The following is a 13,278-nucleotide window of genomic DNA, read 5'->3' as shown; positions in this document are numbered from 1 at the left end:
GGAGTGCCGGGGCCCGTCGTGCGGACGGGCCCCGGCGTCGAGTGGCTAGAAGCCGGTGGCTCCCTGAGCCTTCGCGAGCTGCGCGAACTGGTCCTGCGTCGCCTGCGCGACCTCCTCCGGGGTCTTGGTGCCCTGGATCATGTCGGCGAGGTAGATGTACAGGTCCGGGTTGGCGATCGCCAGGGCCTGCATCGAGCCGACGGAGGTGCCGACCGACTCGCTGACCGAGACGAGCGCGGTGGGGACGGTGTCGGGCGTGGTGACCGAGGGCTCGAGCGAGATGGTGTTCTGCGCCTCGACGAAGTCGGCGTAGCCGTCGCCGAGCCAGTAGGAGAGGAGCTGGCGCGAGGCCGCCTCCTTCTTCTCGTCACCGGTCTTGAAGGCCACGAGAGCGTTCGACTGGTCGGGGATGAAGGTGCCGACGTTGCCCGAGGGCGAGATCGGGAAGAAGCCGATCGTGTCGTTCAGCGTCTCGGTGTCGGACAGCGACTGCAGCTGGCCGAAGAAGGAGTTGACCTGCACGACCATCGCCGCGTCGCCGGCGAGGAGGGCGGCGCCCTGGTCCTCGAAGGTGGCGGTCTTGATGTCCTCGTTGAAGAGACCCTCGTCGATCAGGCCCTTGTAGGAGTCGATCGCCCCCTGGATGGTCGGGTCGGTGAACTTCTCCTCGCCGGAGTTGACGCGGTCCCAGAGGCCGTCGGCCGCGGCGTCGGCGAGCTGCACCTGCACCCACCACTGGGTGGCCCAGCGGTCGGCGCCCATCTCGAAGAACGGGGTCTCGCCCGCGGTCTTGAGCTGGCGGGCGGTCTCGAGGAACGAGGCCCAATCGGTGGGGAGCTCGGTGATGCCGTTCTCCTCGAAGACCTTCTTGTTGTAGTACACGCCCTCGACCGCGGGGGTCGAGATCAGCGCCGCGTAGCGGGTGTCGTCGAGGGTTCCGGTGATGTCGGCGAGCGCGGGATCGAAGTCCTCGAGCCAGGGGGCGCCGTCGAGGCTCTGCAGGTTGGTGGTCGCGTTGAGGGCGGTGAGCTGCGAGGCGGTGGGCTGCCAGAACGCCAGGTCGGGCTTGTCGCCGGTGGCGACCTTGGTCTGCACGCCCTGCTCGTAGGGGTCCGGGATCGTCTCGATCTCGACGGACGCGCCGGTGAGCTCCTCGAAGCCCTCGACGACCGACTCCGGGACGGTGTTCGAGTTCTGCGCGGCCCAGATGGTGAGCTCGGTGCCCTCGAGGTCGGCGTCCTGGGCGGGCCAGGAGGCGGGAGCGGCCGCGCCGCCGTCGGTGCCGCCGCCGGCCCCCGGGTCGCTGCAGCCGGCGAGGAGCAGGGCGGAGGCGGCCGTGAGGACGGCCGCACTGAGGAGTGACTTCTTCATCGAAATACTCGAGCTTTCTGTGTGTGGAGAGGGTATGCCGGGACGGGTGGACCCGGCAGGGGGGTCAGGTGGTGCGGAGGGACAGTCGGAAGGTTCGGGCGGAGGGACCGGAGCCGGTGGGCCGGACGGTGAGGCGGGCCGTGGACGCGTCCCAGTCGGCACCCCAGGCCGGGAGCGCCACGGGGAAGACGACCGACACGTCGACGTCCTGCCCGAGCAGCTCCGGGAAGTGCAGCGCGACGTCGTCCGTGCCGCTGCGGCGCCAGAGGGAGACGAGGTGCTCGTCCTCGGTGCGCAGCGCCAGGGCGACTGCGTCGTCGGTCCAGCCGGGCAGGCCGAGCGGCCAGCGGGGCGCGGAGGAGGCGATCGCGCCGCGGAGCGACTTGGCCGCGGTGACGGCCTCGTGCACCAGCGCGAGCTGCGGGTCGGACATCCGGTTGAGGTAGCCCGAGAGGTAGAACCGGCCGAGGAGGCCCGTGACCAGGCAGAACGCGATCTCCTCGTCGTCCATGTCGGCCTGCGGGTACGCCCAGCTGGCCGCCTGCTCCGGGAGGAGCATCATCGGCGCCGCGGCCGCGATCGGCGGGTAGAGGCGGAAGTCCTGCTGGTCGGAGGTCGACTGCATCTGCAGCCGCGACATCACGGCCCAGTCCTGCCGCATCGCTCCCGAGGAGCAGCTCTCGATCACCAGGGTCGGGTGCCGGTCGAGCAGGGCGTCGAGCCAGGCCAGGTAGGCGCGGTTGTGGCCGAGCAGTCCGTCGCCGACGGAGTCGGAGGCCGCGTCGGTGCCCGGGCCCGCGTCGATGTTGTAGTCGAACTTGAAGAAGCCGATGCCGAAGTCGGCGACCAGGCGGTCCACCGTCTCGTCGAGGTGGGCGACGGCGGCCGGGTGGCGGAGGTCGAGGTGGAAGCGCTCGTGCTCCTCGATGCGGATGCCGCAGCGCTGCAGGAACGCATCGTCGGGGAGGCGGTCGGCCACCGGGCTGTCGACGCCGATCACCTCCGGCTCGAGCCAGAGGCCCGGGACCAGGCCGTGCCCGTGGATCCGATCGACGACCTCGCCGAGACCGCCGGGGAAGCGCTTCGCGGACGGCTGCCAGGCCCCGACACTGCTCCACCAGCCGCCGGGCACGCCGCTCTCGTCGTACCAGCCGGCGTCGATGCAGAAGATCTCGGCACCCGCGGCGGCCGCGGCGTCGATCAGCGGCAGCAGCTTCTCGGTGGTCGGGTCGCCGTTGAGGGTGTTCATGTAGTCGTTGAAGACGACGGGCAGGGCGGTGTCGTCGGGGTGGGACCGGCGGGTCGCGCGGCGGTGGTGCGTCAGCGCGGAGACCGCGGCGTCGGCCGTGGCTCCGAGCGCCACGGTCACCGGGACCGAGGTGAAGACGTCCCCCGCTTCGAGGGCGCGGATCCAGCCGTGATCGAGGTCGGTCGGACCCGAGAGGGCGAGCGTTCCGCCGTCGATGTCCTCGCCCACCTCCCAGCGCCACGCTCCGTTGTGCTCGATCTGCCAGAGCAGGGCGGCGTCGGGGGCGAGGAGGCCGCCGACCGGGAGGTGCGAGCCGGTGGACCAGCTGCCGGTGGACACGGCGCCGACCGCGCCGCGCGGGTCGTGGCCGGTGATGTCCTCGCGGAGCGTCACGAATCCGGAGTCGCGGACGGGCGCGGTGCGCCAGCGCCCCTCCCCCAGCCAGTCGTTCTCTCCGCGCAGCAGCGACCAGCGGGTGAACGCGTCCTTGCCGTCGGCGCCGGACGGGGCCCCGAGGTCGGCGCTCCAGGACGCGACCGAGCGCAGGACCTGGCGCGACAGCGCTCCGACCGCGACCTCGGACGTGACGGCCGCGACTCCGACGACCTGCCGCAGGACCGCCCGGGCGACGACGCCGAACGACGGAGCCTCGGCCTCGATCTCGAGGACGGCGACTCCGTCGACGAGGCTCTCGCGGTGCGAGACGTAGCGCATCGCCGCACCGATGCGGGTGTGGGTGAGGCGGGAGCTCGCGGGGTCGTGGCCGGCGGCGGCGGTGGTGATCTCGAAGAACGGGGCGACGTGCGTCGCCTCGAGCCGGACGCCGGGAGCGGCGACGGCGGACAGCGCGAGCGGAGCACCGGGCGGGCAGTCGAAGGTCAGTCGGAGCCCGTCGCGGGGCCCCCAGGTCAGCTGCTCGGGCACAGGGGCTCCTCGTCGTCGCGGAGTGGGAAGGGCGTGGTCCCGGATTCGGGACTGGACAGATACTGATACCGATTTCACGAAAGTGCAAGCCTGTGATGAAAGCGTTATCTGCACGCTCGGCCGGCCGGGCGATGGAGTCTGGTAGCGATTTCAGAAATGTCTGGAGATCAGCGCGTGATATCGATATCGTGCTGGCACCGACCCGTCTCGACCTCGCCTCGACAGCGAGTCCAGATCCCTTCTCAGCGTTGAGGAACCGATGCACACTCCCCACCCCTTCTCGAGGCGGATCACCGCCTCGATCGCCGCCCTGGTCGCACTGCCCGTGCTGGCCGCCTCGACACTCGTCGGCGGCGGTCCCGCGGCAGCGGTCGACACTCCTCCCACCCCCGCCGTCCTCTACACGTTCGACCAGAACCCCTCGGCGGCCACCATCGCCAACCAGGGATCCCTCGGCTCCGCCTTCGACGCCCGCGTCCGCAACGCGACGTCGCTGCCGCGCGGAACGGGTCCCGTCGCCGGGTCCGGCGCCTCCGGCCTCTTCCCCGGAGGGGCGCAGGGCTCGTCGACGACCGCCGCGCCCTACCTCGACATCCCCGCGGGACTCTTCGCGGACACGTCGGCGATGACCGTCTCGACCTGGATCAAGTGGGACGGCGCCAACGCCGGCCAGCTCCCGTGGTCGTACATCATCGGCAGCGATGCGCTCCCCCGCGACAACTGGGGGCTCTACCACGTGCCGAACGAGGGCGGGCAGTCGAAGGCCGCGGCCAACACGGGCACCGAGGTCAAGGCGGTGTCCTCCACGCCGCTGCCCACGAACACCTGGGCGCAGATCACCACGGTCGCCACGACCGACTCCGTCTCGTACTACATCAACGGCTCGCTCGTGCGGACGGAGGCGGTCTCGCTCGACTTCGCGAAGCTCGCCTCGCCGTCCAGCACCCGCTCGGGCCTCATCGGCCGCGTGCCGTGGGCGGGGCCCTACGCCGCGTTCTTCGGCGGCCAGTTCGACGACTTCGCGGTCTACCGCACCGCCCTCACGGCCGAGCAGGTCTCGAACGCCTACCTCGAGGACGCGGGCGCGATCGTGTCGGTCGAGCGTCAGAGCTTCAGCGTCTCCACCGCCGCGAAGGTCGCGCCGGCCCTCCCCGCGAGCGTGAACGTCACGCGCGAGTCCGGGCCCGCCACCGCGGCGATCACCTGGGACGCCGTCCCCGCCTCGGCCTACGCCACCGCCGGTGCGACGTTCACCGTGAACGGCACCGTCGCCGGATGGTCGACCCCGTTCACCACGACCGTCACCGTCACGGCGCGGCCGACCGAGCCGATCGCCGTCGACTTCGGTCAGGACACGGGCGAGTTCCGCGGAGGAGCCTCCGGCACCCTCTACGGCCTCGGCGACGAGGGCTCGCCCACGCAGGCGCTCGTCAACGGCGCGGCGATGACCAACGTGTCGCAGAAGCCCCCGTTCGGCACGCAGCACCCGGGCGGCGACGCCTTCACCGTCGAGAAGACCTTCTTCGACAAGTACGGCGAGGGCCTCTACCTCTACACCCAGGATTACTACCCCGACTGGCCCTACAACGGCGGGAAGCGCCCCGGTGACGACCGCAGCTACGTCCGCGACGCGAGCGGACGCCTGACCGACGACTTCACTTCTGCTCCGAACGGCGTCTGGGACTACCTCGAGGTGCTCGAGATCGTCGTCGACGAGGTCGCCCGCGAGGCCGAGAACCCCGAGAAGTACGTCTTCATCCCGTTCAACGAGGTCGACCTGCAGTGGCTGAACTCGGACGACCTCTACAACCGCTACATGCACGTCGGCAACCAGCCCAACAGCTTCACCCCCGGTGGGGCGACCGACTGGAAGGCGGCGTGGGACGTCATCACCGCCACCTACGCGAAGCACGGTCTCGCACGTCCGCAGATCGCGGGCCCCGGAGACGCCGCCTGGCGTGGTGAGGGCAACATCAAGACGTTCCTGAACATGGCCCGCGCGACGAACACGGTGCCCGACATCTACGTCTGGCACGAGCTCCGCGGCTACCAGTGGCTCCCCGACCGCGCGTCGGACTTCCGCCGCTACGCCGCCGAGGTGGGCATCGCCGCCGCCGACATCCCCTCGATCAACATCACCGAGTGGGGCGCCAGCACCGACATGAGCTCGCCCGCCAACCTCCTGCGCTGGTTCGCCGGCTTCGAGGCGGCCAAGATCGACGCCCAGACGGCCTACTGGACCGCCTCCGGCACGCTCTCGGACAACCAGGCGAAGGTCAACGCCGCGAACGGCGGCTGGTGGCTCTTCAAGTGGTACGGCGACATGACCGGATCGCGCACGGCCGCGGTCACCACGAACCGCGAGAAGGCGATCGCCGCGATCGACCGGGACGCCGACCGCGCCCAGGTCATCGTCGCGGGCATCCCCGACGGCCGTGACGGCGCGCTGACGCTGAACGGCCTCGACAGCGCGACGTTCGGCTCCTCCGTGGACGTCGAGGTCCGCGAGGCCGTCGTCAGCGGCACCGACGGCATCGCGGGGACTCCCCGGGTCGTCCTCGCCGACGACGCCGTGTCCGTCGTGAACGGCCGCGTCGAGCTCCGGATCCCCTCCGCGAACTCGTCGAGCGCCTACCAGGTCGTCGTCACTCCCGCCGCGACCCGCGACGTGGAGGCGGCCGCCGCCGCCCAGGGCGAGCGCCACGTGATCGAGGCCGAGGCCACGCGCCTCACCGCCGCGGCCACCCGCACGCCCGACGGCTACCGCGCCTCCGGCGACCGCGACGTCTCCGGCTTCGCCGCCGTGGGCTCGCGCGCCGACTGGACCGTGTCGGTGGCGCAGGCCGGCCTCTACCGCCTGCAGATCCTCGGGGCCACGCCCGGCCGGGCCGCGCAGCACGCGGTCTTCGTCGACGGCGCGTTCTCGACGCTCGCCCAGTACGGAGCGAACGCGATCAAGCCGAGCAACGTCCGCACCGTCGCCCGCGGCAGTGCCGAGGTGTACGTCGCCCTCAGCGCCGGCACCCACACCGTCGGAGTGCGCACCAGCAAGGACGGGGCGACCCTCCTGCCCGGCGCCGGTGCCGACGGCGGAGTGACGCTCGACCGCTTCGAGCTCGTCCGGGTCGGCGACACGGCGAACACCGAGTCCGTCGAGTACCCGGCGACCGGGTTCCGCCTGATCGACGGTGCGACGCTCTCGGGCGGACGCCTCTCGCTCGAGACCGGCGAGCGCGCCGACCTCTACCCGTCGACGTTCGAGTCCGGCTACTACGACCTCGCCGTGGCGTGGGAGGGTGCCGCCGGCACCTCGCTGACCGTCGACGTCAACGGCCGCCGCGCGGGGACCTTCGCGCCGGGCACGACGACGGTCCGCGTCCACCTGCCCGAGGGCATCAGCGAGGTCGAGCTGGCGAGCACCGGCAGCGTCCGCGTCGGGTCGGTCACGACCACGCGCGCGGTCGCGGGTGACGCCTCCATCGTCCGCGTGCAGGCCGAGGACCTCGCCACCGTCGACCTCGGCGGCACGGCCGCGGTCGCCGGCTTCGGCGGAGCCCTCACCAACGGATCCGGGACCGGATACGTGACGGGGCTCGGCATCACCGACGCGAACCCGGCGAACGAGGGCACGCTCACGGTGCCCCGTCTCCCGGGCTTCGACAAGGCCGGCGCCTACGACGCCGTCGTGCACTACTCGAACGACGACATCGAGGGGACGCACGACTACAACCCTCAGGTCGTCGACCTCGGGCTGCAGGCCGAGGAGGCCGGCACCACGGGCCTCGTGGGCCGCACCACCTTCCGCTACACCTACTCCTCGAGCAACTTCTGGGAGGCGGTCCTGCCGCTGGACCTCGCGACCGACTCCGGTCCGGTGACCTTCGGCAACACCCGCTCGACGCTGTTCATCGACGAGGGCCCGACGACCAGCACGAGCGACGACCGGGTCCTGCCCGGCTACGCCGTCGCGCCGGACGTCGACTGGATCGACTTCGCTCCGTTCGTCCTGCCGGCGCAGGAGACGAAGCTGAACGTCGTCAGCACGGCCGCCGTGCGCTGCATCTCGGGCAAGGCGGTCGTGACGGTCACCTCGGTCAACCGCGACGCGGTGCCGGTCGACGTGACGATGACGCGGGGGACGACCGTGAAGTCGTTCGCCTCGGTCGTGCCCGGCAAGGCGGCGACCCACGCCTTCAGCACGCGCCTGGCGGTGCTGCCGGCCGGCGACGTGTCGGTGGCGGTGAGCCGGTCCGGTGGCGGAGCGGGAGCGCACACGCAGACGGTGGCGCACCCCGCGCTGACCTGCCGGTGAGGCGCGGGCGGTGAGCGGCGGACCTGGTCCGACGTGATCCGGCCCTGACGACGAGGACCTCCCGGGTCGAGCAGCAGCTCGGCCCGGGAGGTCCTCGTCCGTCGTGGGGCGTCGAAGGCGGGGATCTCTGGTGGTCGAGGAGCGCGGCAGGGGCGTAGCGAGCGCCGCCGTCGCCAGGAGATCGGTGGCTGACCGGGACTTCTGGCGCTGGTGGATCTCGATACGCCCGCTGCGCGGGCTACTCGATCAGCGAGGGCAGCGGCAGGCGCGTGTCGTGACTTCTCCTCGGAGACCCACCGACTCCGGGCCCGCGGATCTCGATACGCCGCTCTGCGGCTACTCGATCAGCAGAGGGGGACGCGAACGCCGCGAAACGGCCCCTGCGCTCCTGCCGGGGCCCGACTCGCGCCCACTCGCGGCAACCACGCGCACCGACTCGACCCGGAACGGGGCCTGCACGCACACTGTGGCCCGCAGACCGACCACTCGCCCACCCTTGCTGGTCGAGTAGCGCCGCAGGCGCGTATCGAGACCCACCGGCGCCGGACGCGCGGATCTCGATACGCCGCTCCGCGGCTACTCGATCAGCAGAGGGCAGCGAAGCGCCGCGGCGCCGCTCAACCTTCGTTGTGCAGGCCGGCCGCGCGCGAGCGGGGTCAGTCGCGGTCGCGGGCCCGCTCGCCGCGCTCGCTCCGGCGCTTCGTCGCCAGGTGCAGCAGGGCGCCGATGCCCAGCAAGGCGGCGCCGTAGGCCCAGACGATCGGGTCCTGCTGCGTGAGCAGGAGGACGCAGGACGCGACTCCGAGGACCGGGATCGCCGTCCAGACGCGGAAGTGGTCGTGCTCGACGCGGTCACGGCGCAGCACCAGGACCGCGACGTTGGTGCTGATGAAGACGAGCAGGAGGAGGAGCACGACGGTCTCGGCCAGCGTCGCCAGATCCCCGACGAGCGTCAGGAGGCACGCCGCCACGGTGGTGACGACGATCGCGACCCAGGGCGTGCGGCGCTTCGGCAGGACCTTGCTCAGCACGGCGGGCAGCAGCCGCTCCTCGGCCATGCCGTAGGTGACGCGGCTGGCCATGATCATGGTCAGCAGGGCACCGTTGGCGACCGCGATCAGCGCGATGAGGCTGAAGAGCCAGGCCGGGACGCCGACTCCGGAGGCGGTGACGACGTCGAGCAGCGGAGCGGAGGACTCGCCCAGCTCGTCGGCGGGCAGCGCGATCGAGCTGGCGAGGCCGACGAGGACGTAGACGGCACCGGCGGCGAGCAGCGATCCGAAAAGGGCGCGCGGGTAGACGCGACTGGGGTCGCGGACCTCCTCGGCGACGTTCGCCGAGGTCTCGAAGCCGACGAAGGAGTAGTAGGCGATGATCGCGCCGCCGAGCACCGCGAGGGCCGGCCCCTGCTCGCCGCCGATCTCGACCGTGCGCGAGAGGTCGCCGCCCCCGCCTGCGACGAGCAGCGCGACGCAGGCGATCACGATGAGGAGGCCGCTGACCTCGATCACGGTCATCACCGTGTTGCTGAGGAGCGACTCCGCCACGCCTCGCGCGTTCAGGCACGCCACCAGGATCAGGAACACGATCGCGGTGGGCACCGTCGGCACGTCGACAAAGGTGCCGAGGTAGTCGCCGGCGAACGCGAGCGACAGACCGGCCGCGCTCGTCACTCCGGCCGCGAGCATCGCGAACCCGACGAGGAACGAGACGATCGGACGGCGGAACGCGCGCTGGGCGAAGACAGCGGCGCCGCCCGCCTTCGGGTACTTCGTGACCAGCTCGGCGTAGGAGCCGGCCGTCAGCAGCGAGAGGCCGAGCGCGAGCAGCAGCGGCATCCAGACGGCGCCGCCGACCTCGTTCGCGAGCGTGCCCATGAGGGCGTAGATGCCCGCGCCGAGCACGTCGCCGAGGATGAAGAAGAAGAGGAGCGGGCCGGTGATGCGGCGCTTCAGCTTCTGCCCGTCGGTGGTCGTCGCGGTGGGCTCACTCGTGGTCGCCATGTCGTCCTCCCGTTACGTGCGCTCCGGGATCGGGCGGCACGACGGGCCAGGCTAGGCCGGGCGCGGCGGGGGCGGACAGAGACTTGACCCCGCGGGACGCGGCACGATAAGGGACGGATGTCGGGTTCGGCGCGCTCTGGCGTCAGTCGTGCACGACGTGGCCGCCGCCGCGCTGGCGGGCCATCGCGGCGCCCTCGCGCTCGGCCTCGTCCCGGTCGGAGTGGTGGGTCAGCGGGACGCGGGCGTCGGCGATGCGGTTGTGCCAGCCGTCGTCGTCGGCGTAGGTCTCGATGGGGGCGATGCGGGTGGTGCTGGACTGCACGGGGCTCCTGTCGTGTCGGGTCCTCCAGACAATCGCGCGGGCCGGAGGGGCGGGAGGGGCTTGACCGGTGGGGCGGGTGCGGCGACCCTGGCGGCCCGCGAGTCCGCGAAAGTTGTCGTACTCGGCGCTCGAGTACGACAACTTCTGGAGAGTCGAGCGGGCGGTCGCAGGGTGGGGGAGAGCGCGGCCGGCGACTCCGCAGAAGTTGTCGTAGTCGGCGCCCGAGTACGCCAACTCTTGGACACTCGAGCGGGCGCGGGCTTCAGGGTGAGCGAAGCCGGCGACTCCGCAGAAGTTGTCGTACTCGGCGCTCGAGTACGACGACTTCTGGAGAGTCGAGCGCCACTGAGGCGGAGCTCGGCTCGCAGGAACGCATTCGGCTCGCAGGATCGGAGGAGTCCTGCGAGCCGAACGCGATGTGACGAGCCGGAGGTGCGGGAGCCGGCCCCGCCCCGGGCTAGGAGATCTTCGCGCGGAGCGCCGCGGCGGCCTCGCCGACGTCCGGCGCACTGTAGATGGCGCCGCCCGCGACGGCGACCACGGCGCCCGCGGACTGCACCGACTCGATCGTGGCGGTGCTCACTCCGCCCGCCACCGAGAACGGCACGCCCGAGGATTCGCCGTCGCGCAGCAGCGTGTCGAAGGTGAAGCCGTCCTCGGCCTGCTCGTCCAGGCCCGCGTGCATCTCGACGAACTCGGCGCCGAGCGCGACGACCTCGCGGGCGCGGGCGGCCTTGTCCGGCACGCCGATGAGGTCGACGACCACGCCCTTGCCGTGCTTCTTCCCGGCGGCGATCGCGCCCGCGATCGTGCTGTCGCCGGCGACTCCGAGGACCGTCACGAGGTCGGCGCCCGCTGTGAACGCCATGTCGGCCTCGAGCTCGCCGGCGTCCATGGTCTTGAGGTCGGCGAAGACGATCTTGTCGGGGTGGGCGTCCTTGATCGCGGTGATGGCCGAGAGGCCCGCGCTCTTGATGAGCGGGGTGCCGAGCTCGAGGATGTCGACGTGCGGAGCCGCGGCGGCGGCGAGCTCGAGGGCGGCCTCGGTGCTGAGGGTGTCCATGGCGAACTGGAGCTTCATGAGGTTCTGCTTCCTGTAGAGAGTGCGGGGAGTGCGGGGGTCATTCGAGGTTCGCGTGGCGCGGCCAGAGCTCGTCGGCGCTCTCGCCGCGTCGCTTCCACAGCGCGTGGAACAGGGCGTCGCCGGTGAGCACGACCACCTGCTCGAAGAGCCCGCCCGAGTACTGCGCGGAGGCGGCTCCGGAGCGGTCGAGCTTCTCGGCCGCCGGCACGATCACGACCGCGGAGGCGAGCTCGGCCAGCGGCGATCCGGAGGCCGTCGTGATCGCGGCGACTCGAGCACCGGCGTCCACGGCCGACTGCGCCGCGCGGACGATGCCGCCCGTGGTGCCGGAGCCGCTCGCCGTGAGCAGCACGTCGCCCTCGCGGATCGCGGGAGTGGTGACGTCGCCGACCACGTGCACGACGAGACCGAGGTGCATGAGGCGCATGGCGGTCATCCGCAGGGCGAGACCGGAGCGGCCGGCGCCGTGCACGAAGACGCGGTCGGCGTCGGCGAGCAGCGCGGCGACGGGCTCGAGCCGGTCGTCCTCGGTGAGGGACGTGGCCGCCGCGGTCACTTCGGCCACGATCACGGCCAGCGCCGTCGCGGGGTCTGCGGTGGGGTCCTCGATGTCGGGCATGACTCCAGCCTGCGCTCGCCGGTCGCCGGAGTCGGCCCCCTGATGGAGCAGGCTCGCCTACCCGATCAGGTAGGCGGGCATCGGGGGAGGTAGGACGGGTAGGTTCGACGGATGGACTCCTCCCCCGCCTCCCGCGCGCTGCTGCTCGAGCACGCCCGCACCGTCGCCGAGCAGGCCGACCGGCACGCGGTCGCACTGGAGTCGGTGCTCGCCGCCCTGCGCGCCGAGCGCCTGGACGATCGTGCGGCCCGCGCCGTCGCGATCGACATCGCCGCGAACGCCCTGGTCGAGCTGCGCACCGCGACCGACGAGCAGCGCAGCGCCATGCTCGAGCCCGTCGTGGGCGCTTTCGCGCGCCTCCGGAGCGACCTGCGCCCGCTCGTGCGCTTCGGCGACCTGGACGTGCAGTTCGTGGAGCCGCCGGCGACCGGCCGCGCTCTGCCCGGCGAGGTCGCCCACGCGGCCCGCGCGATCGTCCGGAGCGCCGTGCTGGCCTTCGTCGAGTCGGAGCAGACGCGGCGCGTGCGGATCCAGTGGGACTGCGACGGCCTCAACCTGCTGATCGAGATCCGCGACGACGGCCGCGGCGAGCTGACCGCCCGCGACGAGGCCCTGCGCCCGATCGCCGAGCGCGTCCGCGGCCTCGACGGCGACCTCGCGATCACGTCGACCGCCGGCTGGGGATCGACCCTGTCGATCCGCCTGCCCCTGGACCCGCCCGCTCAGCTCGACGGCCTCGACCTCGCCGAGCTGAGCGCCCGCGAGCGCGAGGTGCTGCACCTGATCACGCTCGGCGCCTCGAACCAGCGCATCGCCGACGACCTCGGCATCAGCGGCAACACGGCCAAGTTCCACGTCTCGAACCTGCTGCGCAAGGCGGGGGCGCGGAACCGGGCGGAGCTTGCGGCGCTGGCGCGGTGACTCCGGGCGACTCCGCTCGACTCCGCTCTTCCGCCGGTGGCAGCGTGAACATAGGCTGGGGACCGGTCCTCGTGCGACCTCGCTCCGACGAAGCCGTCGGGCACAGGCGGGTCACAGGAACGACCCAGGGCCCTCATCGACTCCGACCGTAGTCTCGCCCGCACGACGCCTTCGAACCCGGAGTGCGACGGACACCACGACGCCAAGGACGACGCCGATGAACCGCACGAAGATGATCACCGCCCTCGCGGCCGGACTCCTGCTCACCACGGGTGTGGCCGCCCAGCCCGCCGCCGCGTCGGAGTCGTCGAACACCTCCGAGGACCGGGGCGTCGACAACCCCGACACCCTGCTCATCAACGGACGCGCGTACACGCTCGACTGAACTCGAGTCGGCTGCAGAACGTCAGCTGAGCGAGGGGCGTCTCGCCTGTCAGGCGTTAGACCCCCTCCGCAACTGAGGTTGCGTCGGC

At 71.9% G+C, this 13,278-nt stretch carries 9 protein-coding genes; 3 read left to right on the top strand and 6 right to left on the bottom strand.

From position 1 onward, the window contains the following. Positions 1 to 45: 45 nt before the first annotated feature. Positions 46 to 1,371: an ABC transporter substrate-binding protein gene (locus C1I63_RS06635; RefSeq protein ID WP_107574247.1), complete on the bottom strand. Its 1,326-nt coding sequence runs from the start codon at positions 1,369 to 1,371 to the stop codon at positions 46 to 48. Positions 1,372 to 1,435: 64 nt separating this feature from the next. Further along, positions 1,436 to 3,544, bottom strand: coding sequence for a glycoside hydrolase family 36 protein (locus C1I63_RS06630; protein WP_107574246.1), 2,109 nt, complete (start codon positions 3,542 to 3,544; stop codon positions 1,436 to 1,438). 259 nt (positions 3,545 to 3,803) lie between these two features. Here C1I63_RS06630 and C1I63_RS06625 point away from each other — a divergent pair, with 259 nt between their 5' ends. Continuing rightward, on the top strand, positions 3,804 to 7,856 hold the full coding sequence (locus C1I63_RS06625; protein ID WP_107574245.1) for a LamG-like jellyroll fold domain-containing protein: 4,053 nt from the start codon (positions 3,804 to 3,806) through the stop codon (positions 7,854 to 7,856). A gap of 656 nt (positions 7,857 to 8,512) precedes the next feature. Here C1I63_RS06625 and C1I63_RS06620 read toward each other — a convergent pair. The 4 genes from C1I63_RS06620 to hxlB all read right to left on the bottom strand — a co-directional run bounded on the left by C1I63_RS06620 (position 8,513) and on the right by hxlB (position 11,884). Beyond that, positions 8,513 to 9,859, bottom strand: coding sequence for an APC family permease (locus C1I63_RS06620; protein ID WP_107574244.1), 1,347 nt, complete (start codon positions 9,857 to 9,859; stop codon positions 8,513 to 8,515). 142 nt (positions 9,860 to 10,001) lie between these two features. Beyond that, positions 10,002 to 10,181 carry a DUF2188 domain-containing protein gene (locus C1I63_RS06615; protein ID WP_055785518.1) on the bottom strand — a complete coding sequence of 60 codons (180 nt, stop codon included), beginning with the start codon at positions 10,179 to 10,181 and terminating at the stop codon, positions 10,002 to 10,004. 457 nt (positions 10,182 to 10,638) lie between these two features. Next, on the bottom strand, positions 10,639 to 11,262 hold the full coding sequence (hxlA, locus tag C1I63_RS06610; protein ID WP_107574243.1) for a 3-hexulose-6-phosphate synthase: 624 nt from the start codon (positions 11,260 to 11,262) through the stop codon (positions 10,639 to 10,641). A gap of 40 nt (positions 11,263 to 11,302) precedes the next feature. Then, entirely contained in the window at positions 11,303 to 11,884 is a 582-nt protein-coding gene (hxlB, locus tag C1I63_RS06605; RefSeq protein WP_107574242.1) for a 6-phospho-3-hexuloisomerase, read from the bottom strand. Positions 11,885 to 11,995: 111 nt separating this feature from the next. Between hxlB and C1I63_RS06600 the strand changes: the two genes are divergently transcribed. Both C1I63_RS06600 and C1I63_RS19705 read left to right on the top strand, forming a co-directional pair. Beyond that, complete coding sequence (locus tag C1I63_RS06600; RefSeq protein ID WP_107574241.1) at positions 11,996 to 12,805, top strand: LuxR C-terminal-related transcriptional regulator; 810 nt, start codon at positions 11,996 to 11,998, stop codon at positions 12,803 to 12,805. A gap of 217 nt (positions 12,806 to 13,022) precedes the next feature. Further along, entirely contained in the window at positions 13,023 to 13,190 is a 168-nt protein-coding gene (locus C1I63_RS19705; RefSeq protein WP_157602134.1) for a hypothetical protein, read from the top strand. The last annotated feature ends 88 nt before the right edge of the window (positions 13,191 to 13,278 follow it).

Origin of the sequence: Rathayibacter caricis DSM 15933, from assembly GCF_003044275.1 — a bacterium.
Taxonomy (GTDB): domain Bacteria; phylum Actinomycetota; class Actinomycetes; order Actinomycetales; family Microbacteriaceae; genus Rathayibacter; species Rathayibacter caricis.
Note: the sequence above shows the minus strand (reverse complement) of the source record. Positions and strands in the feature narration are given on the sequence as shown.

Excerpts from the sequence above, each read along its gene's own strand:
- C1I63_RS06625 (WP_107574245.1), top strand. The coding sequence starts at position 3,804 with ATGCACACTCCCCACCCCTTCTCGAGGCGGATCACCGCCTCGATCGCC.
- C1I63_RS19705 (WP_157602134.1), top strand. The coding sequence starts at position 13,023 with ATGAACCGCACGAAGATGATCACCGCCCTCGCGGCCGGACTCCTGCTC.
- C1I63_RS06635 (WP_107574247.1), bottom strand. The coding sequence starts at position 1,371 with ATGAAGAAGTCACTCCTCAGTGCGGCCGTCCTCACGGCCGCCTCCGCC.
- hxlA (WP_107574243.1), bottom strand. The coding sequence starts at position 11,262 with ATGAAGCTCCAGTTCGCCATGGACACCCTCAGCACCGAGGCCGCCCTC.
- hxlB (WP_107574242.1), bottom strand. The coding sequence starts at position 11,884 with ATGCCCGACATCGAGGACCCCACCGCAGACCCCGCGACGGCGCTGGCC.
- C1I63_RS06600 (WP_107574241.1), top strand. The coding sequence starts at position 11,996 with ATGGACTCCTCCCCCGCCTCCCGCGCGCTGCTGCTCGAGCACGCCCGC.
- C1I63_RS06620 (WP_107574244.1), bottom strand. The coding sequence starts at position 9,859 with ATGGCGACCACGAGTGAGCCCACCGCGACGACCACCGACGGGCAGAAG.